Origin of the sequence: Bradyrhizobium sp. ISRA436 (assembly GCF_029910015.1) — a bacterium.
Classification (GTDB): domain Bacteria; phylum Pseudomonadota; class Alphaproteobacteria; order Rhizobiales; family Xanthobacteraceae; genus Bradyrhizobium.
The window spans coordinates 5311058-5332797 of record NZ_CP094519.1 but is presented as its reverse complement, the minus strand read 5'-3'; the positions used below and the strand labels follow the sequence as shown (position 1 = coordinate 5332797).

Sequence of the window (21740 nt, the reverse complement as noted above, 5' to 3'; positions counted from 1 at the left end):
AAACTTACGAAGGAGTTCGTGCCGCCGGGCAGTGGGGTGAGCGCACCCCGGTCGTGACACCGGGTTGGAGAAAACACCACAGCGAAACATCTGGGTTTGATCATTGCGGTGCTGTCGGAAACGTCAGTCCGTGGCAGTCCTTGCGTTGCTGCTCGTGCTCGAGTTCGGCAGGGGGGCCGTTGCGCTGGAGTAACTTGCGGAGGCGCCATCCGCCTTGTTGTAATACGTCGAGACGGCGGTTGCGAACAGGAAGCTCCACCAAACTACGACGCAAAACAGCAGTCGGACGCTTATCTCTGAAGCCGCCATCGAATTCGCGTCTGCTTTGGAAGACGGCAGCAGTCCAGCCAACCGCGACGCGACCGCTTCCCTCTGGGCGACGCTCCAGCTCTGTCCGGATACGTCGCCGAGCACCGAGACCAAACGCTTCTGCGCAAGTGTCCCGGCCATTGTTTCAAGACGAGCCGCTTCTTCCCAGGGGTCGACACCCATTCGTGTCAATGCAGAAATGACACTGAGCTGCGTTCCGTTACTATCCTCGCAGATCACTGCAAACAGAAAGTCGTCATATCTGGACGACGGCACAGAGGTTGTACGGATCTCCATCTGATCCTCCCCTGCGTTCCAGGTTGAAAGTGCCGGAGACGCAGACATGCATGGACGATGGTTCTGTCCTGCTCATTGCCTTCCTTTCCTCTCCGTTGACAAGCGATAATTTGTGCTCGTTCGTATCAAAGAAATGCTGCAAGACGTACAAGGACGACAGTCCTCAGGCGCGAGTTCTCCGCGGCGCGCGGGGTTATTCGAGGAGCCATCAGCGTTTTTGCTTCGAACACGCAATATTTGTCGCTTGTCAAGCGCGATCAGGCGTCGCCAAGTCTAGCGAAGCATTGGGAATGGACGCTTCGGTCGGTAGACGGCAAAGCCGATCGGAATCGTAGGGACCGTCCGCTGCATTGTCAGGAGGCGCCTTCCGGAGAGTCGCAAATTGACCCGTCAACCAGCCGAGAATGAGGGGCGAGCGTGAACTACGCAAGATCCAGCCATTTTCATCCGACCAAATTGCCGCCGGTTACGATCTCAAAAGACAGATCGAGCGAGACTGGTCTCTATCGCTATTGCAGCACTGACAGACAGGTGGCGGTCCGCGGCTGCTTCAAATCTGCTGCGAGAACTCGACCGCGCCACCATTGTCCCGGACGCTCAATTTCCAGAAAATGTCGTCGCCGTCCACTCGCGGGTTCACTTGCGCGACAATATCACGGGAGAAGACAGCCGAATTACCCTCGTGCTTCCCGGCGAGACGTGCGCCGGACCAAATGCCCTTTCGGTGTTGACGCTCCTGGGAGCCGCCTTGATTGGGTTGTCCGAGGGCGCTTCGATTGATTGGTGCACGGCCAGCGGAGACCGCAGCAGCAAAACGGGTTCTTCGTTGCGAGTAGGGGGCGACGCTGGATGTCGCCTGTGGGGGAATAGAGCCCAGCGCAGCGGGGCGAGGGGGCCACCTCTACGTCCCGCCAAAACCATGTGGCAGGTCAGAACGAATTGATCACGGAGTGTGCTGCTTCCCTCTCGTCTTTGGCTTCTCAAGCGGCCTGACATTGTCCGCACGGGTCTCGGACTTTACGGCGACGAGCACGCTGCATGGCGGCTTGTTCAAGATGGTTTCTCCCACGGAGCCATTCAACCAACGCGCGAGCGTTCCTTGATCTCGATGACCGACCACGATCAAATCGGCGCTCATCTCCTTGGCGGCACGAACGATTTGTTCGGATGGCTTGCCGTACCTCAGGGCTCCCATTGTTGAGCAGCCGGCGTCATGCAAGCGTCTCACGCCTTCGTCAATCGCCGCCTGTACTGCAAATCGTTGCGCGTCGGAAACGACAAACGACGTCGCCTCGACGACTGGCATGCTTTCGGTCCCGTCGATGATCGCGACGAGATGAACGGTTGCACCGCACGACAATGCCAAGCCTTGGGTTTGAGCGAGCGCTTCGCGGCCGTCTGCCGAGCCGTCGAAGGCCAAGAGAATTCTTTGGTACACATGCGATCTCCCTCTTTGCGATTGGTCTCTGGCGAACACGCCGCTTATGATGACGTTCGGGCAGAGCTAGGGGCCTGGCGTCAACATATTCCCCCGATCAATCGCGGCAAATGAAAAGTCCCGTCATTTGACGGCAACATTATTGATTGCTTGGACATGAGGCGCGGTGGGGCGCACGACGCGAGTGTGCTGAATGTTCGAGGCTCTCCGGCATCTCGGACCCATCAACGTCCTTGCTGAAAATCGGCAAATCTTCTCGTTTGCAAATGTCGTGCAAAGAACGACAAGTCAAAATGGCCGAGACGCATCATCAAGTGAGCGGTCTTGACGGCCAATTCTCCTCGTTTGAGGAACGACATCATGCACAAAGCCTCGTTACAGGCGTAGACGATAGCGGCCGTAAACTCGCATCATCTCCATGTGGAATGAGCGAGAGCGACCCCGCGTACATCGGTTATTGGTCCAGGGGAGAAGTGTTGATCTTTCTTGATAGCCTCCTCGAAGGCGAGCGAGCAGGCATCGGAGCGTTCGCAGCGATCGGCCGCTCTATCGAACAGCATCTCGCAGACCTCATCTTCGAGTCCGAACTGGCGCAGGGAGCGATTTGCGTTCTGCTTAAAAAGGAAATGATCAGGAAAGGCGGCGCACACATGGTGGGCCGGAGAAGGGAGGCCGCTCCGTCCAATCCGGCAGGCGGCATTCGGAGTGCCATCGCATTCGCCCGCTCGCATCAGGCCCGGTTGGCGGATATGATCGAGGATGCCGTCTTGAACATCTTCGATTCAAGACTGAATGCGAAGCTGATGTATTTGCTGCTGCTGCATCGCAAGCAGGTCGAGCTACTCGATACGGTTCATGCCGGTGCCGCGAGCGGAAAGTCCCGATCTCTGTCCGAGCGGTGATAGATCGTGACGCGAGCTCCCGACGGCAAGGTCTCAAAGAACGGTAGCTGAATGCTTGCCGCGCCGGCCTTGACATTCGTTCTTGTGGCCGTTGCTGTCGGACTTGGTGCCGCCTTCGTGTGGTTTCTTAGGGAGGCCGAGCGGGCATCCAATGTGCAACGCGGCGGAAAACGGCGCCGTCAGAAACGCGGGTGATTGTTCGCCCCGTCAACGTCGGCGCAATGGGCGTGTCAGATTGGATGGGGGTTGAGCTGATCCCCGGCTTGCTCCTACGTCCAGGACCGTGAGGCTTCGTTCCCAGCCATGCTCCGTCCAACGGAACGACTGTCCGGGCCCGAGGCCGATTAGAGCACTTCCGACCGAAGTCAGGACCGATATGCACTGGCGACCTCCGGCCTGCTCCGGAACGACAAGACGGGCAGGTCGAGCAAGTGTATTTGCGTGCTCGACGAATTTTACCTTGGATCCGAGTCTGACGACCGAATTCAGCACGACGCCATCCGGAACAATATCGGCGCGGTCGATCTCTTCACGAAGGCGTCTCCTACTTCTTCACGACTGTAGCGGCGCGCAGTGCGGCAAGCGCCACGTCCAGCGCGGCGGCATCAACATTCGTGGAGTACGTTGCGTAGACTGGGAAAGAGAACCGCGGCGCGCCCGGCACCAGATGGAGGTCTCCGGTCAATAGATAGGGCTGAATCGCGTGCATTCGAAAGTATCCGGAGCCTCCTTCCAAAAGAGTGTAGGTCAGGGCAAACGGACCGAGATTGGTCAGCAGGCTCGGGACCGTATCCGGAAAACTCATTGCGTGATGAAGGGAGAACTCCGAGCCCCATTCGACATGGACATGCCGAGGATCGCTTTTGCGATGTTTCGCAAGATCGGTGGTCACGAGTACGAGCTCTTCCTCCATCAACAAATCGACCCCTATTCCCGGCCGATGGTGCGGAGCATACATGATGGCAATATCCACGAGTCCCGCCGCAACGTGCGAAGTCAAATCCTGGGGAACGTCGACATGAACACGAAGTGCGATGTCGGGATGGGAGCGTCGCATCATCCTGACCCAATCGACCAGAAGCGGCTGCCATAAGCTGACTTCGCTTCCGATCGTCAACACGGCGCTGTGGCCTTCGGGCACCGCCACCTGCTGCTTTGCACGCTGCCACAACTGCACGAAATTTGGGGCAAAGCGCAAGAACTGCTGACCGGCGGGAGTGAGATTCGCGCCAGCCTTGTTTCGAACGAACAGAGGCCGCCCGAGTTGCTGCTCAAGGAGGCGTATGCGTGCGCTGACCGTCGTCTGTGCGACATTCAGGCGTTCGGCAGCCTTGATGAAGCTGCCGGTTGAGACGATCTCGACAAATGTTCTGGCGAGTTCGATATCCATGCGTTGATAGCAGGATCTTTGCAGAAAAATGTCAATTCAATTCGCTTGCCTTGACTGTACCTCGTTTGGCGTAATGCGGACGCAAGGTGAAGTGATCGTCGCTTGAATCGACGTGTGCGCTTTCGTCGCAATGCCGACCTCCAGGTAACAGACTATGTTGGCGAAAATCCATGACTTAAGTCGTCGAAATCGATTCAGGTGTCGCGCGCCATCGTCCGCATGCAGGTCGCGCATTTGCGGTCCCCTTTTTTCCGAATCGGCTGCTCGCGCCGTCCGGGTCCTTCACCTCCTTAAAACCTGAGAGAGTGGCTTCATCTTCGAAGCCCCTTCATCTTGCGAAGAACGAGGTCGCTCTTGTTGCCTTTTCCGAAGATTGCGTTGACGGCATCAGACTATCCGCGGCTCGCGCGCAGCCTGGAATCGAGGGGATATGGACGCACTTCTCCTGATGGGTGAGATCAATCGGGCGGAGATCGTGTCCGACGTGGAAGATGCCGACTCGCTTGAGGATAGGATCATGGGTGACCTACCGGGCGAACTGGGGCGTTCCGCGAAAGACGGTTCAACTGGTCTGGCCTGAAGACCAGTCTTTCGATCGTGATCGCATCTCCTTTTGTCGGCATTGGGGGCCACGTTGATTGGCCTGTGGAGCGGCGATCGGATGCCTTACTTCGTCGCCGGTTGCCTGAACGTCGTCAGGATCGAGAACGTGGAACGATCGCGCTCGAATGTCGTGCCGGTGTTCCGCGCTCCAACATTCGCAAAGGCAGTGACATCGGATGACGATCCGGGGCCGACAGCCGCATGACGGAAGGGAGCACCCCTGACGAATTCCAAGGACGGCCGCTTCAAGATGCGCTTTGGCGCGCCTGTGGTAGGGTTGATGACCCCGGATGCAGATTCGCAAATGTCGTGAGATGCTTCGGCGCAAAATGTGCTGGGGTACGCGCCTAGCACTCGACTAGACCGCGGAAAAAGAGCGGCCTCGGTCCGGGGTAGTGGCTGGGGTTGGACTGAGGCCGCTTTGCGACAGCCACGTGAGGCAGCGCCGTCTGAGTTCGCCCAAGATTCGCGGCAGAATCGTGACCGCTATCGCTTGCTACGCTTGGCTCTTTGCGGGGCTGGAGCGGTCTGCTGTGTTGCAGCGGGGTTCTCAGCGTTCGCCGATGCCAGTGAGTCAAGTCGCGAAGTCAGCGAACCAAGCTGATCAGACAATAGCTTTTGCTCGCCCTGTTGTACTGATGCCTTCTGTTGAATTTCGTTGACCTGAGCAGCCAGCTTCTGTTGATCAGACTGAATCCCTTGCACCGCCTGTTGGAGCGACGACAAAGTCTGCCTGATCTGCTCAACCGCCGGGTCTGGGGGAGACGCCACCTCGGCCTTTTGTTGCGGGGCAACCGACTTGCTGCCGGTACTGTAGTGCACCCAAAGGAAGCTGCCAGCCGCGATGATGACAAGTAGTGCAGCCACCAGCCACAGTGCTGATGATCGCTGCCGTGTGTCGGCGGGCGTTAAAGGGTCGGTCATGACGGTTTCCCCGATCGTGGTGCGGTCCGGCCAACGAACCATCGTGGGGTTCGTTCCCAGTAGCGCGCTCGTCGTGCAGCCGCACTACTTTGGCCACATCGCCGTAAGTCCCCTGGAGATCCGAGTTTTCCCATTTTGGGGATGCTCGCAATTTAGCGGTGTGCCGGTCTGAGCCTCTCGTTTCGTAAAGCATGAGGGCCCTTCGGTAGGTTGGCGCGGAACCCAAAATCGCTGCAGTGCGTTATTCCAGTTTCCGCTGGAGGTGAGTGTGATGAACAGTCATCGAACGGCACTGATCCTTTTCGCATTCGCTCTCGCGCTCGCACTTATAGCAGCAACAGTTACCACGCTGGAGAACGTCAAGACGCGCGTGGCCAGCAATGACACGCCGCCAGGTACGACCGGGCTTGCGAAGCCACACCCGCCGCTTGATCGGGCGCCCGGCGTGCCGATAGAGACCGCGCGATAGGGCTGCCATGCCCCGCTCCGCCCCGGGGTGAGCTAATTCGAGCTTGCGGATGATTATGGCATTGTCGCAAGGCCTATCCCTCCGCCACCGTCCGAGCGACGCATTGATCTCACTCAACGGCCAGGCTTCCTGCCCTCCAGCGACTTCAGGAACAGGATGAAATCATTGACCTGATCCGGCTCGAAGCTGAACTCTGGCATGCTCGGATGGCCGGTGACGAATGCCTCTGCGAGTACCTCCTGCAGCATCTCGACCCTCATGCAGTGTTCGGAAGGGCGGCGCGATTATTATCAGACGACAACGCGCTCCAGGGCGGGAGGTGTTCGGGTGCCGAACACACCAGCGTGTAGCAGCCTGCACACCGAGGATCAGAGGCATGCCATCTCGTGCTGGACAGCTTGGCGAGCCGCCCTTGCGCCGGCCGACATAGATGCCGTTCCGCTCCTTGCCATCTAAGCTCATGCTCAAGACAGTACTCTAGTCCTCTTCGACCTGACGAGAATCGTTGCTTTCCTGTGTGCACGCAGATCTCCCGCGTGGGCCCGACCTCGTAAATCGCGCACTCGCTAGAACCTGCTGGTATACCGTTGCGCTCGGCGTTGCTTGCGCGCAAGCTCGACCGTCTCTGCGGCGGGCGCGACAAATTCAGGGCCAAGCTGCCAAGACCAAGCCCAAAGTGCTTGGCGGCAGGAGTTGATGACGTGGGATACGCCGAAATGCACGGATACGATAGATCGGCTGTCGCTAGGCCCTCGCAGGGCGAGGCGCTTCGCGACGCACAAAGGCCGCTGCACACCATCAATCGCCTAGACCCGGATCGAGAAGCGGTCGAACGCGGTCAGGGTCTGAATTCGCACCTCGAGCTCGCGCTGATAGATTGTTCGCTGCAGGTAGTCGATCTCCGCCGCCTGATCGCTTTCCTCAACGTCGATGTACCAGGATCGCGGTCGACCGTCGGCGCCGTCGCTCCAGCGATAGCCGCGCCGCTTGAGCTCGTCCTTGAGTTCAAAGGGCGAGTGCTCAGCCCAGATCCTGATCGTCTTGCGCCGGGCTCGCTCGAGCGGGATGGAGAGGATGGTGCGATCGAGGTTGGGCAGGCGAAGCGCCAGGATCTCGAGCAGGGCCAGGCAATCGTCGACCGCCCGGTGCGCCTCGTGAAACAGGCCGGCCTTCATGAGGAGATAGGACAGGCGCGATCCTTCAAAACCGTGGCGGCGCCATTCCACCTCGCTGACCGAACACGCCCAGGCCTTGTGCGCGAACAGCGGCGCGTAGCGCTCCATGAACTTGCGATCGAAGGCCGCATTGTGGGCGATGTGGTTCTGCCAGCATGGTATCGCGCCGAGATTCCGGTCAATCCAAGAAGACCGGCCACGACCAACAGGATCGCGAAAGCGTAGGTGACGACCGGAGAAGACAGGAATGATTGCATCAAAGCGCCGATCAGGCTCGCAGCCGCGCAGATCAACCCAAAGCGCAGGAACAGGGACCAGTCAATGTCCTGGCGCAGTTGCAAGGCTCGGACCGCAGTCGCGGACAGATGCGGTAAGGCAACCGCCGCCACCGCGAGTTTGAAGTCAAATTCAAGCGCAAACAACGGAACCAGCGTGCTACCGGTGCCGGCGCCGGCAATGGCGGTCATGGTCCCGCCGAGGACGGCGACAAGCGCGACAGCAAGCCCGAAGATCATGTCCGCGCTCCAGCTTTGGCGCGCCGCAGCGCGGCGGGCGCGGGTGCGAAATCCTGCTCTGCCCGCATCCGCGCAATCCTCGGCAGGCCGCTTTCTCAGCCTTTTCGCCGGGCGCGCGTCCGGGCCGCCTTCCTAGCGGCCGCGGAACGGCCCTTGGCGCCTTTCGTGCGCACTGCTTTGCGTCCCGCAGCCGAACGTGACGCGGCGCTACGACGGCTTGCTGCGCCCTTGGCCTGTTGTGAGAGCGCGCGTCGGGAAGCGGTGCGCCGAGGCTCACGCTTCAACACTTGCTTTACTGCGCGCGAAACGCGCGGCCGACGTCGCGGCTTGCGCTTGCCTTGACCCGCCTGGTAGGCATATTTGGCGCTTCGGCGGGTACGCTGTTGGGCCCGGCCCTTCCGCGGCGGCGGAAGATCAACCCCAGCGCGGCGCGCCTCTGACAGGCCAATGGCGATGGCCTGTCGCGTCGATCTTGCACCATGCTCGCCGCGGCGCACCCTCTCGATTCGGTCGCGTACGAACTCGCCGGCCTGTGTGCTTGCCGACTTGCCTGCTCGCTTGTCCTGCCGGGCTTTCCTGCTGATCTGTTTTTTCGGCATTGAGCTGTTCCGGAAAGCGTCACCCTCTGCGAAGGAACGCACGAACCGGCAAAACGATACTTTCTTGTTCCATTCATGACAGTGCCAATCGAGAGGGACTCCTCGTCGCGAGAGTAACGCCGAGCATAACGGTCCGTTGGATTCCAATTGAAAGGGGAAAGTCTGGGAAACGCCGAGCGGCGCCAAACAGCAACAAATCGGGACAGTCCGCCCTAATGCAGACTCTTCACATCAATTACCAGGCCGCTCTTTGGCGAGGTCGGCACGAGCGAGAGGTCGACCGTTAAATCCTGCTCCGGCACCTCGTAGTCGATGTTGCGAACCAGCGTGCGCGTCACCGATTTCATGACTTCAATCGTCAGCCATTCGCCGGCACAGCGATGCCCGCCAAAATCGCCGCCGCCGTGCGGGATCATGGTGAATGGATTGCCGCTCCATCCGATGAAGCGCTCGGGCCGAAACGCTTCGGAATCCTCCCACGTGCGGGGGTCGCGGTTGGTGCCGTAGAGGTCCAGAATGAAGCGATCGCCATCGCGGAATTCGTAGTCACGCCAGGCGAAATTCCTGCGAGCGACACCGGCGACAACGGGGAAGAAGGGAGCCAGCCGGCGCACTTCCTGGACGAACGGCTCAACGAAAGCATCGTCGGACCGCAGTCGCTCGTGGACTGCTGGGTGTTGATGCAAGGCGAGCGCGGCAAATGTCATGAAACGCGAGATGGCGACAATTGGCCGCAGGATATTGAGCAACTCGACCGCACAGATTTCGGGCGCAAGGAGCTGGCCGTCCAGATCGCGATGCGATGCGATCACTTGAAGCGCACTGCCTTCGCGCGACCTGAGTGAATCGGCTCGAACCGCGTCGACCGCCTGCCGCAGCAATTTTTCCGAATGCCAGCGCCTCACTTGAGCAGCCCAGTTCGCCGGTCCGATCGAGCCCGCGATGTCGATCATTGCGCCGAGCTCGTGAGTTAGCGCTTGCAGCTCGGAAGGCTCGAGCCGCAAGTCCGCCCAGCGGCAGGCCGCGCCGCACAGCACGCTCCGCAGCTCCTCGTCAAGCTTGATGGCTTTACCGTTTTGCGCGGCGGCGGCACTGAGCAGCATCTCGGCAGCAAGGCGCGCGATGAGCTCCAAGTTGCACGGCGCCATCAAGGACAGGAACATGTCCTTGCGCCGGGCATGCGCCTTTCCGTCCAGCACAGCGACGCTGTTTTCGTCCTGCAGAAGTTTCAGGGTCGAGGTCGGAAGCCCTCCCTGCCGCGTAAAGCGGTCCGCCTCATAAAACATGCGCGCGGCGTCCGCGCCGAAGACGCAGTAATAATTCTTGCCGAGCAGCCGTGCCCGGAAGATGTCCGAGCGGAACTGATGGTGTCGGTGGCGAAAGAATTCATAGCCCTCACTATTGAAAGCCAGCGAGCTGTCCAGTGCATCGTCCTGCGGAATCTGCGGCATCGTGAGCAGCCAAACGCGGTCGGCCCGCCCAGGTTTCTACTCGCCTTCAGCTGACGTCGTCGCCCCCGTCCATTCCATGCGGAGTCGTCTGGCAGCGTCAGGATCTCAAAAGGAACCAGTAGTCCCGGCCGATGTTTGTCATTCAATGTGGCGCATAGCATTTCATTTTCTCCGGTGGGCAGCGCTGTCCGGCCTGTATCTGGCGTTCAGCGGTCAGATCTCGGTTGCCGAGGTGACGGCGGGCCTGCTGGCCGCCCTGCTTGCAACCTCGTACGTGATGCTGGTGAGGCACATGACCGATCGCGCTTTCAGCATTCCGGCGCCTCCTCGCGCCGTTGTAGCTCAAGCGGCGCGGGCATTGGTCGTGGATGTGTTTCGTGTCGGAGCCGTTCTCGCGCGCGCACCGTTCAGCGGTCAGAATGGCCGTTTCGTCCGGGAACCCGCAGCCTTGTCTCACGATGGACCGTCCGCTGCGGGTGGCCGGGCGATTGCGATCATCGCAGCGTCGATCGCGCCCAACAGCTACGTGATCGACGCCAAGCGGGACACGCTCGAGCTCCACCGGCTGGCAGATGTTTCTCCGAGCGCGGAGCACGAGGGGACGCGATGAGCGCGTGGCTTGCGACCGTCATCGGGCTATTGCTGGCGTTGCCGGTACCGTTCTACTTGGCTCTGAGAGGTGACAGTGACAGCGCCGATCGGCTCGTTGCACTCCTGCTGGCGACGTCAATCGCCCTGCTTGCTCTGGTGGCGATGAGCTTTGCGTTTGATCAGCCCTCATTCATGGATTTGCCGCTCATGCTTTCACTACTCTCTCTGCCGGGCACGCTGATCTTCGCTCAATTCCTGGAGCGTTGGCTATGATGGTGCTGTGGAGAGACGTGTTCCTGGCGTTGGCGCTGGTCGTATCTTGGGTCGGTGTGGTCGGGTTCGCATGCCTTAAATCGCCCTTCGACCGGTTGCATTGCGTCACGTTTATCAACGTTGCGGGTGGAGTAGCGCTTCTTGTTGCGAGCTTTCTCGCTGACGGCGCTTCTGACCGGGTGCTCAAGATTGTCGTCATGATTTTCACCACGTTGCTGGCCGGCGCCGCCATTGCGCCTGGCGCTGGTCGAGCGCTCAGGCTTCGGGAGAGGTCGCGATGACGGCTCTCCTGGTCTTGACTTTGCTGCTCACCGCGGCGGCGGGGACAGGGGTCGTGCTGACGCGCAACCCGCGTCGGCAGGTATTTGCAATTGCCGTGAATGGTATCGCGCTGTCACTGCTCTTCATGGCGCTGCAGGCCCCCGACGTCGCCTATTCGGAAGTTGCGGTCGGCGCTGCCGCGGTGCCGCTGATGCTGCTTGCCGTGCTGGTCAGTCTCAGGACCGATCGGCCTAACCGGCCGGTCGACAGATGAGTCCCGCCATTCGCCTCATCATCGCTGCCGCGGCCGCTCTTGTGCTGCTTCCAGCTATCGTTCTGGTTCTTTGGCACATGCCTGGCTTTGGCGACCATTCGCTACCCTACGGTGACGAGATCAATCATGCCGCAGCGGCGGAGCGGCATGTCACCAATATGGTGACAGCCGTGAATTTCGATTATCGCGGCCTCGATACGATCGGCGAGGAATACATGCTGCTCGCTGCGGTTACGGGCACAGTCGTGCTGTTGCGCGGCCGCCGCGGCGAGAACGTGACCGATGCCCCGGCCACGGTGCAAGGCCGCTCCATTCGGTCGCCAAGCGAGGGAGTGGTTCTCATCTGCCGGTTGTTCGCGCCCATCCTGCTGCTGTTCGGTATCTATATGGCGGCGCACGCGCAGTTAACTCCGGGAGGTGGATTCCAGGGCGGCGCCATGATCGGCTCGGGAATGGCGCTGCTTTATCTCGGCGAGGGATATGCCACCTGGGGACGCGTGATGCTCTCGCACGTCTTCGATCCGATCGAGGCAGTCGGCGCGCTCATATTCATCCTGGCGGGATTCGGTCCGATGGTGGTCGGAGCTCATTTCCTCGAGAACATTTTGCCGCTGGGCCAAACGCGCGCGTTGCTGTCCGGAGGGTTGATCCTGATCGAGAATTTCGGCGTTGCGCTTGCCGTGACCGCCGGTTTTGTCCTCCTCCTGGTCGAATTTCTTGAAGAGACGCGCGTATCTCAGGGAGAGGACTCATGAGCTTGCTGCCGTGGGTGGTCAGTTTTTGGCTGTTCGCCGTTGGTCTCTACGGCATCATCACAAGCCGCCATTATGTGCATCTCATCGGCTGCATCACGGTCGCACAGTCCTCCACCTATGTGCTGCTGCTCTCGGCCGGATATCGCTGGGGCGGCGGCGCACCGATATTCTTTGATCATCCTCCGGGGACAGCCGCCGTCGACCCAGTCGTGCAAGCGCTGGTCCTGACCGACATCGTCGTCGGGGCGACCGTGACGGCGCTGCTGCTCGCCCTTGTGCTGCAACTTCACAAGCGTGCGGCGCCGTGAATCCCGACGTGCTCCGACCCTTCCGACAATGACCCCATCACTGTTGCCGCTGCCTGTGGCTGTCCCCCTCGCGGTGGCGAGTATCTTGCTGTTGGTCGGCAGGTTCCTTCCATGGCGGCTTCCGGACGGTATTGCCACCGTTACGGCGCTTGCAACGTTCGGGCTTACAGTCGCCATCGCCATTGGCACCGCGCGTGCCCCATTCGTCTACTGGTTCGGTAACTGGTCCCCGCGCGGCGATATCGTTGTTGGAATTGGATTCGTCGCCGGCCAGGCAGACGCCGCAGTAGCCGCTCTCACTGCTCTGATGTTCGCGGCCAGTTTCGTATTCGCGTGGGGATATTTTGAGGATATTCGCGCATTCTTTCATGTGCTCATGCTGCTCTTTCTTGGCGCTATGGAAGGATTTTGCCTCACCCACGACCTGTTCAATCTATTCGTCTGGTTCGAGGTGATGAGCGTGGTCGCATTCGCGTTGACGGCCTACAGGCTGGAGTCGTCAGCTTTGGAGGGTGCGCTCAACTTCACGATCACGAATACGCTCGGCAGCTTTCTGATGCTCGGCGGCATAGGCTTGCTTTACCTACGTGCCGGTGCTCTCGATTTCGGCGCGCTATCCCGCAGCATCGCATCGTCGCCGCACGATCCGGTAGCGTTGGCGGCGTTCTGCCTGCTAGCCACAGCGCTCCTCATCAAGGGAGCGATGGTCCCCTTCCAGTTCTGGCTCGCCGATGCCCACGCCGTGGCGCCAAGCCCGGTTTCCGTCCTCTTCTCCGGGGCCATGGTTCCGCTCGGTGTGTTCGGTATTGCGAAGTTGTACTGGGAAATCTTCTCGCCGGCGCCAGCCATTAGCCATGTGGTGCAGACGCTTCTGCTCGGAATGGGTGCCGCGAGCGCCATCATGGGAGGTCTGGGCTGCCTGAGGCAACGGCACATGAAGCGACTCTTGGCGTTTTCAACCATTTCGCACACGGGAATGCTGCTCGGAGGCATCGCTCTTCTCACGCCGGAAGGGTTAGGAGGAATGCTCGCGTATCTGATCGGGCACGGTCTGGTGAAGGGCGCTCTCTTCATGATCGCCGGAGTCCTGCTGGCGCGCCTCGGGGGTATCGATGAGCTTGGGCTGCGCGGCCGCGGCCGTACCCGGCGAATGATGCCAGTCGGAATTGCCATGGCCGTTGCCGGTCTGCTGCTGGCAGGCGCGCCGATCGGCCTGTTGGCCGAGGGTGCTCATCTTCTCGACAAGGCGGCATCCAGCGGAGCAAACGGCTGGGTCCTGTCCGCGCTCCTGATCGGACCGGCCAGCACCGGAGCGGCGGTGTTGCGCGCGACCGGACGAGTCTTTCTTGGTTGGGGCGAAGCGGCGGGCGAGGAGGAGCGCGGCCCAAGCGAAGAAGAGAGGGAGAAGGCCAACCGGCCGCTCTGGCTCATGATGCTGCCGATTTTGTTGCTTCTGGCTCTGGCGCTTGTGTGCGGGGGCGAATCGGTCGGTCGTCACGCGATCCGCGCCGCCCTCCGTTTCATCGCCTGGGACGGCCGGGCCAGCCTCGGCGCGGTGCCGGCGCTTCCGCCGATGCCGGGGGATTCTCTGGCTCACCCACTACTGCCATGGCTCTCCATGGGATTTGCCCTTGTGATCGCAGGCCACGATCTTGCGCGTGACCGCTTACCCGGCCTCTGGTTGAGAGTGACGGATCGGACGCTGAGACCGCTTCTCGCGCTGATTGATGGGCTGCATGACGGTGTGGTCGGCGACTATGTAGCATGGATCGTGGTCGGGCTTGCCGCATTCTCGCTGACCTTTGCTGTGGTCGGCGGTTGAGCTCACCCATATTCAAGCGTGGGCGTTAGAGGTCGCTTGCAATAAGGGTTACCTTGTCGGCGCTCGTGGCTTCGGAACAGCTTTGGAACTCGTATGCCGCATGGCGGGTTCTTAGTCTCTCGCTCTGTGCCCCTGAACAGGGCGAGCGAACTCGGCGCTGAGTTTCCGATTGCCCACTCAGCGCCGAGGTTATCGCAGCTGACGCCAGTGAGCGTGCAGACCAGCACGGCGCTGGCGGTGCCAGGCATGCATTCGGCCTAAGCCTTAGCACCATGCAGGCGCAGGCCATTGCCCGTGATTGCAGCACGGCGAAGGATAACCCTAGTTTTCGTCCGGCTCGCGCACGACCGGCGGTTCGTCGTCGCGGTCCTCTCCTTCGTTCTGTTCGTCCTAGTCCTCTTCATCTTCATCAGGATCTCGGGGCGGCATCATGTTGCCCGTGATCATGAATGGACTCCATTCAATCCTGGCGGAAAGTTCCTCGGTCATCCGTATGGTCATGTCATTGCTCCCTCAGATCCGGCTGGGACCAACTTGAATAGAAGCACGTCATGCGATCAGCGGCTTTACTCGCGGTAGTTCCGTTGTTGATGGCAACCCCAACCCTCGCTCAGCAGAATTCGTCTGCCGACATCTTGAGCTGCCGAAAGATGTCTGCCCCGTGCTCGTGTTCCGACTCGATGTCGATATCGTAGGCTTCCTCCGGGTCCGTGCGCGCACCAACAAGCACGAACTCTGCGCCTTCGTGGTCGAGAAACCGTAGATCCTCCGAGGCAAATCGCCGACCCCGGAACTGCCGTCGAAGGGACTTGGGATATTTGGCTTCCTCCGGCTCGGACAGCCCTGCACCCGGCGGCGATTCCCTTGCCGGGTTCTTGATTGCCAGAATATAGGCGGCCTGTCTCTGGATATTGAGCTCCTCCTGCACCTCGCCAGGTCGATTCGGCAGCTCCAGCTCGTAACTGAGGTGTAGGTTTCGTCCGCGTTGAGTCAGCGCGTAGGCGCCCTCGCCAGACGGTCGTACGGGAGGGAGCGTGCGTTGACCTCGCGTTTTCGTCGAGTAGTGGCGCTCTCGAAACTCATCTTCGATCTCACCGCCCCTTCTCACGACGCGCTCGATGAATCCCCAGATGCGTTCATGGTCGTCAGCCTCTGGCAAGCGCTTGCGCCCTAGAACCGCAACTCGAAACCAGGCCTGTCCGTCGGGTTTCAGGATCATGTAGAATCACTGGATGTCAGCCAAGCTTTCGGCCTGTTGCTCATCAATCCTGGGTCGGTAGGAAAAAATAGATATTGCCATGCTCGACAATATCGGATTGAGGGGGCTCGCGTTTTCGGCGGGCAGTATTCATGATGAAAATCCTAGCGAGCAACTTCTAACGAGGACCGTTGAACAGAAAACTACGAGCGCAGATACGCGTTCCGTAACGATGGCTCGGCCCAGATCCCCTCAATGCAATGGGCTATCCGACGCCACACGACGATGATCCAAATGCTTGCTGGTGAGCCTTACCGGCCATTGGTTCCTCCACTTGTCGCGCCGATCGAAGGGCAAAGACCTTTCCCTATTGGATTCGCGTTGGAACTAGCAGTCGCCGACACGAGTTTTCATTCATTAGATCGCGCACCGCGCGAGGAAGGTAGAAGATCATCGGAAGAGAACCGATGTCGCTGACTGGCTATCGCAAGAAGCGCAATTTTTGGGACGACGCCTGAGCCGCGCGCGCATGCGCATCGGAGGCGGAAGGAGCTGATCTTCGTGGTGCAAAAGCATCGTGCCTCCCACGTGCACCATGACTTTCGCCTGGAGCTGGACCACGTCCTTAAGAGCTGGGCCGTGCCTAAGGGGCCGCCCAGAAGACCGGCGGACAAGCGCCTCGCCGTGCAGGTTGAAGATCATCCGTACGCCTACAAGGATTTCGAGGGAAGGATACCCGAGGGCGAGTATGGCGCGGGAGTCGTGGAAAAATGGGATGGAGGAAGCTACACGACCGAAGGCGCGCAAAGCGCCGCTGAGAGCGAGCGGGCCATGCGGGCGGGTCTGCGGCGAGGAGCGCGACCTTCGTTCTTGAGGGAAGCAAACTTCGAGGCACGTATTCGCTCGTGCGACTGAAACGCCCGAAGCAATGGCTGCTGATCAAGACGCATGCGAAAAAGTGAGCTCAAGCCGATGCTTGCGACCCTCATCGACGCGCCATTCGATGACAAGGAATGGGTCTTTGAGACCAAGTGGGATGGCTTTCGACTCGTTGCAGAAACCGGTGGCGGAAAGAGGTCGCTCTATTCGCGCAACGGCAACGAGGTGACGGAACGTTACGGCCCTGTTGCGGAAGCGCTCCAAGTCATCACGCGTAAGGCGGTTATCGACGGCGAGCTGGTGGCGCTTGATGCGGCGGGCCGATCGCGATTTCAACTGTTGCAGAATGCCATGAAGGGCAGGGCGCGTCTGCGATATTACGTGTTCGACCTGCTCTTCCTCGACGACCGTGACTGGCGCGGCGAGCCATTGATCGAGCGCAAGGAGCGTTTGCGCACTATCCTTCGCCGCCATCCGCTCGTCCGCTACAGCACGCACAGAAAGCAGCATGGCAAGGCGGCATTCAATAGGGCGCGGCGTGCAGGTGAGGAAGGCATTATCGCGAAGCGTGCCGCAAGTCTCTACCGCTCAGGCAAGCGCTCGCGAGATTGGCTCAAGATAAAGACCGGCCATGAACAGGAAGCTGTCATCGTCGGCTTCACCGAACCGCGCGGGAGCCGCGAGCATTTCGGCTCGCTAGTGCTTGGCGTTCACGACAAGGGCAAGCTCGTCTACGCCGGTCACAGCGGCGGCGGGTTCTCCAAAGAGATGCTCGCGAATCTGCATGCGCGCATGATGAAGTTGAGAACACGCAAGAGACCATTCACGGACGTTCCGCACGAGCACCAGACAACCTGGATCAAGCCGCAGCTTGTGTGCCAGGTCAAATTCACAGAATGGACCCGCAAGGGCGAGATGCGGCATCCGGTGCTTCTTGGATTGCGTGCCGACAAGCCCGCGGGGCAAGTCAGGCGAGAGCGAGCATGACCGCGAAGCTTACCCACCTCGACAAGAATTTCTCGCCCAAGGAGCGTTACACGAAGGGTGACGTAGTTACCTATTACGGGAAAATCGCACCTTACCTGCTTCCTTACCTCAAAGGCCGACCAGAAGCCCTTAATCGATTTCCAAATGGCATCAAAGGCGCGCACTTCCATCAGAAGGAAGTCAATCCCAAGCAGCTGCCTCGTTTCGTCAAGAGCGTGCCGATGCGCGCCAAGAGCGCAGGAAAGACCGTCGACTATGTTGTCTGCAACAACAAGGACACGCTGCTCTATCTCGCTAATCTCGGCTGCATCGAAGTGAGCCCCTGGTTGTCGCGCATCAGTCATCCCGATAAGCCGGATTTCATGATGCTTGATCTGGATCCGAGCAACAAGGATGATTTCGATGGCGTTATCGAGGTTGCGGGCAACACATCAGCTCCTTGACCGGTTGCAGGTGAAGAACTACTGCAAGACCTCCGGCAAGAGCGGTATCCATGTGCTGGTCCCGCTCGGTGACGGCCACACCTTTGCGGAGGTCCGACGCTTCGGGAAGCTGTTGGCGGAGCGCGTTGCCGCCGATATTCCCAATCTCGCCACAACGCAGCATCGGATCGGAAAACGCCGCGGAAGGGTCTATCTCGACTACATGCGAAATGCGATCGGGCAAACCGCTGCCGCGCCTTACTCGCTTCGGCCGTCGCCCGGCGCATTGGTCTCGGCACCGCTCGAATGGCACGAAGTAAGGAAGGGGCTACGCCCTGACCAGTTCACGATCAAAACGATCTTCAAGAGACTGAAAGCCAAGGGCGACATGCTAAGGCCGATGCTCAAGCAGCGTACCGACCTGTCTCGCGCCGTCCGCAAACTTGAAAGAGAGTCGCTTGAGGCGTCAGCCGGCAGATAGTCGGAATAGATAAAATCCAATCTGAATATCCCGCGGCTCAAACGCGCTGGGGCGACTCAGCGCCTTCTGGAGACACGATGTGTCGGCTTTCTATTGCTCAACATGCCGAGGGCCAGCAGAGCGGCTCCGCATGCGGCAATCGAAGCGAAGCGGGCAAGCGCACTCGACGTCACGAGCGCGCTCCGGCGGGCCTCGTCGCCGAAGCTGCCGCGCGTGCGATGCAATTCACGAACCGGGTGCATAAGGTTGTCTCGACGCTCGTGTGTAACAGGCAGTTTTGTCTGCTGCTCAGCGAAGGTTGTTCTGGCAAGGTAGTGGTCGAGGAAGCCAGGGAACAACATGTTTCCCAATATGACTTTCAATGTGCTCCACCCGATCCAATACTCACGCGCCGGATGGAGCGTCGCCCGGAAGATCGCCTCCGCAATGACCTCCGGCTGAACCACCGGTGGCACCGGACGTGGCTGGCGGGCCACGTGCGTGCGCGCCCAGTCGAACTGTGGCGTGTTGACTGCCGGCAGCTCCACGATCGCTATCCGGATCGCCCTCTTCTCATGAATGAGCTCGGCGCGCAACGAATCGGTGAACCCACGGATGGCGTGCTTTGCCCCGCAATAGGCGCTCTGCAGCGGAATGCCCCGAAATGCCAGCGCTGAGCCGATCTGAACGATGGTGCCATGGTTATGCTGACGCATGTGGCGCAGTGCCGCCATGGTGCCGTGGACAGCACCAAGGTAGGTCACGTCGGTCACGCGGCGGAACTCCGCAGGCGTAAGGTCCCACACCGGCGAAAATACCGTGGCCATGGCATCATTGATCCACACGTCGACCCGCCCGAACTGCCGCGCAATCGAATCTGCCGCCGCAAATACTTCGTCCGGGTTTGAAACGTCGGCGGGCGCAACGAAGCCCGTTCCGCCGAGATTGTCGATTTCATCCTTCACGTCGTTCAGCGCGTTCGTATCGCGCGCAATCAGCCCGACGCTCGCGCCTGCTAGGGCAAACCGATGCGCAACGGCCCGTCCGACGCCGGCGGAAGCTCCTGTTATTACGACCGTGCGATTACGAAATTCTGGAGTCATGCTTCAGGATGAATGAGCGCCAGCCCGCTCTCGGGATCTTTCTTCTTTCGCATGTGAGCCGGACTTTCAGTGACGATGATCTCGAGGGTCGGCCGTACATGGGCTTCCGCGAGGTGACCGGCCATCGCCGCACCATCCCTCTTTCCGACCACGAGGTGAATGTGCAGCTCCGCCGTTCCAGACGGGCCCTCCGCCACGTCACCGAGCATCGAGGCGACCTCGACCTGTTCCGGCACGGCAATGCGCAAGTAATCCTTCTTGCTCCAGTCAAAATACAACAACTCCGCGTCGCTGAGGGCTCCGATGGCCGTGAGTTGAGCTGCAAGGATGCTTTCGGCGGCGGTGAAGCTCCGGAGCGAATCCATGACCTCATCGCCATTGCTTAAGACCACCGCAAAGGTGCGCTGCCCGTCAGCCTGGTGCAGAAGTTTGTAACGCATTTGCTCTCCTCGCCGAACTAACGGCACGGTTGCAGAAAACGTTCCCGGAAAATCGAACCCGGTAGGAACCGGCACGGAAGCAGCCTGTTCTTCAAATTGGGCGGCAACCTAGAGAACAGTGTCGGACGGATCCCATGGCATCTCCCACCGCATCAGATGTTCTGGTCGAGACTTTGCTCGACTGGGGCGTCGATACCGTTTTCGGTCTTCCAGGCGACGGCATCAACGGCATCATCGAGGCGCTGCGCACGCGGGCGGACCGGATCAAATTCATCCAGGTGCGTCACGAGGAAGCCGCGGCTTTCAACGCCTGCGCCTATGCGAAGTGGACCGGACGGCTGGGCGCGTGCATCGCAACCTCCGGCCCCGGCGGGATTCATCTGCTCAACGGCCTTTACGACGCAAAGCTCGATGGGCAGCCCGTGCTCGCGATCACCGGGCTGCAGTTCCATGATCTGCTCCACACCTACACGCAGCAAGATGTGGAACTGGACAAGCTCTTTATGGATGTCTGCGTGTACAACACCCGGGTGATGGGACCGCACCACGTGCAGAACGTGGTGGAACTGGCCTGTCGCACGGCGCTCGCTTATCACGGTGTTGCGCACATCACGATGCCCGTCGATGTGCAATCACAGGCCATCAGCGCCGGCAAGCCGTCCGAACGCAACATACCCCACCACGTTTCCGAGTTGATGGCTCGCTCCGCACAGACCGCGAGCGATGAGCAACTCGCCCGTGCCGCCGCGATTCTCAATGCGGGGAGGAAAACCGCGGTTCTCGCAGGCCGTGGCGCGCTCGAGGCACGCAACGAGGTGCTGACAGTGGCCGAACGTCTCGGCGCGCCCGTGATCAAGCCGCTTCTAGGCAAGGGCGCGATTCCCGACGACAGTCCGTACTCCGCCGGTGGCATCGGTCTCCTTGGCACCAAGCCCGCACAGGAGGCGCTGGAAAACTGCGACTCGCTGCTGATCGCCGGAAGCACCTTCCCCTACATCGAATACTATCCGAAGCCGGGGCAGGCGCGGGCGGTTCAGATCGATCTCGATCCAAAGCGCATTGGACTTCGCTATCCGGTTGAAGCCGGCCTGGTCGGCGATAGCGGCAAGGTCCTTCAGGCCCTGCTGCGGCAGCTCGATTATCGCAGCGATCGGTCGTTCCTGGAGCAGACCCAGGCCGGCATGAAGCAGTGGAACGAGTTGATGGCGGCACGGGGCACCCGCAGCGACAAGCCGATGAAGGCCGAGGTCGTCGCCCACGAGCTCAACAAGCTCCTGTCCGACGATGCGATCGTGGCCACAGATTCCGGAACCATTACGACCTGGATCGCCCGGCAATTGGTGATGCGCGGCAACATGATGTTCTCGTGCTCGGGCAACCTCGCGACCATGGCGTGTGGCTTGCCGTACGCCATCGCAGCCGCGGTGGCTTACCCCGGCCGACAGGTTGTGGCGTTTGTGGGTGACGGCGGCCTCACCATGCTGATGGGCGAGCTTGCGACCTGCGTGAAGTATGGTCTCGACGTCAAGATCGTCGTCATCAAGAACAATTCGCTGGGGCAGATCAAATGGGAGCAGATGGTATTCTTGGGAAATCCGGAATACGTCTGCGATCTGCAACCGATCGATTTTGCCGCGGTAGCGCGCGGCTTTGGCTTGAACGCTTTCAGCGTCGACGACCCGGGGCGCTGCGGCGAGGTGCTGCGCGAGGCGCTGCATGTGCGCGGTCCGGCGCTGGTGGAGGCCGTGGTCGATCCGCACGAGCCGCCGATGCCGCCAAAGGCAACGCTGAAGCAGGTTACACATCTCGCCGAATCGCTGGCGCGCGGTACGCCGGCGGCCGGCAAAATCGCGCTGACGGTTGCTTCCGACGTCGTCCGCGAAATCATCTGAGTC

Annotated in this window: 25 protein-coding genes and 1 pseudogene; 14 read left to right on the top strand and 12 right to left on the bottom strand. The window is 60.3% G+C overall.

Going from position 1 to position 21740, the window contains the following annotated elements; all coding sequences use genetic code 11:
* Positions 1 to 123: 123 nt before the first annotated feature.
* Together MTX23_RS25095 and MTX23_RS25090 are read right to left on the bottom strand one after the other, a co-directional pair.
* The gene (locus MTX23_RS25095) at positions 124 to 606 is read right to left on the bottom strand and encodes a hypothetical protein (RefSeq protein ID WP_280972852.1); all 483 of its coding nucleotides are present in this window, start codon (positions 604 to 606) and stop codon (positions 124 to 126) included.
* Positions 607 to 1549: 943 nt separating this feature from the next.
* Positions 1550 to 2044, bottom strand: a complete 495-nt coding sequence (locus MTX23_RS25090; RefSeq protein ID WP_280972850.1) for a universal stress protein — start codon at positions 2042 to 2044, stop codon at positions 1550 to 1552.
* Positions 2045 to 2337: 293 nt separating this feature from the next.
* Between MTX23_RS25090 and MTX23_RS25085 the strand changes: the two genes are divergently transcribed.
* A complete protein-coding gene (locus tag MTX23_RS25085) occupies positions 2338 to 2946 on the top strand; it encodes a hypothetical protein (protein WP_280972848.1) in 609 nt (202 codons plus the stop codon).
* 544 nt (positions 2947 to 3490) lie between these two features.
* Here MTX23_RS25085 and MTX23_RS25080 read toward each other — a convergent pair.
* Complete coding sequence (locus tag MTX23_RS25080; RefSeq protein WP_280972846.1) at positions 3491 to 4336, bottom strand: LysR family transcriptional regulator; 846 nt, start codon at positions 4334 to 4336, stop codon at positions 3491 to 3493.
* A 430-nt stretch (positions 4337 to 4766) separates the two neighbouring features.
* Between MTX23_RS25080 and MTX23_RS25075 the strand changes: the two genes are divergently transcribed.
* The gene (locus tag MTX23_RS25075) at positions 4767 to 4916 is read left to right on the top strand and encodes a hypothetical protein (RefSeq protein WP_280972843.1); all 150 of its coding nucleotides are present in this window, start codon (positions 4767 to 4769) and stop codon (positions 4914 to 4916) included.
* Between the two features lie 509 nt (positions 4917 to 5425).
* Here MTX23_RS25075 and MTX23_RS25070 read toward each other — a convergent pair.
* The 6 genes and pseudogenes from MTX23_RS25070 to MTX23_RS25045 all read right to left on the bottom strand — a co-directional run bounded on the left by MTX23_RS25070 (position 5426) and on the right by MTX23_RS25045 (position 10072).
* The gene (locus tag MTX23_RS25070; protein WP_280972840.1) at positions 5426 to 5863 is read right to left on the bottom strand and encodes a hypothetical protein; all 438 of its coding nucleotides are present in this window, start codon (positions 5861 to 5863) and stop codon (positions 5426 to 5428) included.
* 582 nt (positions 5864 to 6445) lie between these two features.
* A pseudogene (locus MTX23_RS25065) lies at positions 6446 to 6617 on the bottom strand (cytochrome c); the annotation flags it as partial.
* A 521-nt stretch (positions 6618 to 7138) separates the two neighbouring features.
* Positions 7139 to 7615 carry a 3'-5' exonuclease gene (locus MTX23_RS25060; protein ID WP_348637509.1) on the bottom strand — a complete coding sequence of 159 codons (477 nt, stop codon included), beginning with the start codon at positions 7613 to 7615 and terminating at the stop codon, positions 7139 to 7141.
* On the bottom strand, positions 7504 to 8022 hold the full coding sequence (locus tag MTX23_RS36420) for a sulfite exporter TauE/SafE family protein (protein ID WP_348637508.1): 519 nt from the start codon (positions 8020 to 8022) through the stop codon (positions 7504 to 7506). The genes MTX23_RS25060 and MTX23_RS36420 overlap by 112 nt, the downstream gene beginning before the upstream one ends.
* Positions 8023 to 8117: 95 nt before the next feature.
* Positions 8118 to 8621, bottom strand: a complete 504-nt coding sequence (locus MTX23_RS25050) for a DUF6496 domain-containing protein (protein ID WP_280978179.1) — start codon at positions 8619 to 8621, stop codon at positions 8118 to 8120.
* A 212-nt stretch (positions 8622 to 8833) separates the two neighbouring features.
* Positions 8834 to 10072: a cytochrome P450 gene (locus tag MTX23_RS25045; RefSeq protein ID WP_280972838.1), complete on the bottom strand. Its 1239-nt coding sequence runs from the start codon at positions 10070 to 10072 to the stop codon at positions 8834 to 8836.
* Positions 10073 to 10217: 145 nt separating this feature from the next.
* Between MTX23_RS25045 and MTX23_RS25040 the strand changes: the two genes are divergently transcribed.
* The 7 genes from MTX23_RS25040 to MTX23_RS25010 all read left to right on the top strand — a co-directional run bounded on the left by MTX23_RS25040 (position 10218) and on the right by MTX23_RS25010 (position 14356).
* Positions 10218 to 10682 (top strand): hypothetical protein, encoded by a 465-nt coding sequence (locus MTX23_RS25040; RefSeq protein ID WP_280972836.1) that lies wholly within the window; start codon positions 10218 to 10220, stop codon positions 10680 to 10682.
* On the top strand, positions 10679 to 10936 hold the full coding sequence (locus MTX23_RS25035) for a monovalent cation/H+ antiporter complex subunit F (protein WP_280972834.1): 258 nt from the start codon (positions 10679 to 10681) through the stop codon (positions 10934 to 10936). Before MTX23_RS25040 ends, MTX23_RS25035 begins: the two co-directional genes overlap by 4 nt.
* On the top strand, positions 10933 to 11217 hold the full coding sequence (locus MTX23_RS25030; protein ID WP_280972832.1) for a monovalent cation/H(+) antiporter subunit G: 285 nt from the start codon (positions 10933 to 10935) through the stop codon (positions 11215 to 11217). The genes MTX23_RS25035 and MTX23_RS25030 overlap by 4 nt, the downstream gene beginning before the upstream one ends.
* Complete coding sequence (locus MTX23_RS25025) at positions 11214 to 11471, top strand: DUF4040 domain-containing protein (protein ID WP_280972830.1); 258 nt, start codon at positions 11214 to 11216, stop codon at positions 11469 to 11471. Before MTX23_RS25030 ends, MTX23_RS25025 begins: the two co-directional genes overlap by 4 nt.
* Positions 11468 to 12226, top strand: a complete 759-nt coding sequence (locus tag MTX23_RS25020) for an MnhB domain-containing protein (RefSeq protein WP_280972829.1) — start codon at positions 11468 to 11470, stop codon at positions 12224 to 12226. The genes MTX23_RS25025 and MTX23_RS25020 overlap by 4 nt, the downstream gene beginning before the upstream one ends.
* Complete coding sequence (locus MTX23_RS25015) at positions 12223 to 12534, top strand: NADH-quinone oxidoreductase subunit K (RefSeq protein WP_280972828.1); 312 nt, start codon at positions 12223 to 12225, stop codon at positions 12532 to 12534. Before MTX23_RS25020 ends, MTX23_RS25015 begins: the two co-directional genes overlap by 4 nt.
* An 85-nt stretch (positions 12535 to 12619) precedes the next feature.
* A complete protein-coding gene (locus tag MTX23_RS25010; protein WP_280972827.1) occupies positions 12620 to 14356 on the top strand; it encodes a proton-conducting transporter membrane subunit in 1737 nt (578 codons plus the stop codon).
* Positions 14357 to 14966: 610 nt separating this feature from the next.
* Here the strand turns inward: MTX23_RS25010 and MTX23_RS25005 are convergent.
* A complete protein-coding gene (locus MTX23_RS25005) occupies positions 14967 to 15575 on the bottom strand; it encodes a hypothetical protein (RefSeq protein ID WP_280972825.1) in 609 nt (202 codons plus the stop codon).
* A gap of 456 nt (positions 15576 to 16031) precedes the next feature.
* Between MTX23_RS25005 and MTX23_RS25000 the strand changes: the two genes are divergently transcribed.
* Genes MTX23_RS25000 through MTX23_RS24985 form a run of 4 tightly spaced genes read left to right on the top strand, consistent with a single transcriptional unit; the run spans position 16032 to position 18323 of the window.
* Positions 16032 to 16469 (top strand): DNA polymerase ligase N-terminal domain-containing protein, encoded by a 438-nt coding sequence (locus tag MTX23_RS25000; RefSeq protein ID WP_348637577.1) that lies wholly within the window; start codon positions 16032 to 16034, stop codon positions 16467 to 16469.
* Between the two features lie 33 nt (positions 16470 to 16502).
* The gene (gene ligD, locus MTX23_RS24995; protein ID WP_280972823.1) at positions 16503 to 17420 is read left to right on the top strand and encodes a non-homologous end-joining DNA ligase; all 918 of its coding nucleotides are present in this window, start codon (positions 16503 to 16505) and stop codon (positions 17418 to 17420) included.
* Positions 17417 to 17863: a hypothetical protein gene (locus MTX23_RS24990; RefSeq protein WP_280972821.1), complete on the top strand. Its 447-nt coding sequence runs from the start codon at positions 17417 to 17419 to the stop codon at positions 17861 to 17863. Before ligD ends, MTX23_RS24990 begins: the two co-directional genes overlap by 4 nt.
* Positions 17814 to 18323 carry a hypothetical protein gene (locus tag MTX23_RS24985; RefSeq protein ID WP_280972819.1) on the top strand — a complete coding sequence of 170 codons (510 nt, stop codon included), beginning with the start codon at positions 17814 to 17816 and terminating at the stop codon, positions 18321 to 18323. Before MTX23_RS24990 ends, MTX23_RS24985 begins: the two co-directional genes overlap by 50 nt.
* Positions 18324 to 18379: 56 nt before the next feature.
* On the opposite strand, the gene MTX23_RS24980 is transcribed toward MTX23_RS24985, so the two are convergent.
* Both MTX23_RS24980 and MTX23_RS24975 read right to left on the bottom strand, forming a co-directional pair.
* Positions 18380 to 19405, bottom strand: coding sequence for an SDR family oxidoreductase (locus tag MTX23_RS24980; RefSeq protein ID WP_280972817.1), 1026 nt, complete (start codon positions 19403 to 19405; stop codon positions 18380 to 18382).
* Positions 19402 to 19845, bottom strand: coding sequence for a PPC domain-containing DNA-binding protein (locus tag MTX23_RS24975; protein WP_280972815.1), 444 nt, complete (start codon positions 19843 to 19845; stop codon positions 19402 to 19404). Before MTX23_RS24975 ends, MTX23_RS24980 begins: the two co-directional genes overlap by 4 nt.
* Before the next feature lie 134 nt (positions 19846 to 19979).
* Between MTX23_RS24975 and MTX23_RS24970 the strand changes: the two genes are divergently transcribed.
* A complete protein-coding gene (locus tag MTX23_RS24970; RefSeq protein WP_280972813.1) occupies positions 19980 to 21737 on the top strand; it encodes a thiamine pyrophosphate-dependent enzyme in 1758 nt (585 codons plus the stop codon).
* Positions 21738 to 21740: the final 3 nt, after the last annotated feature.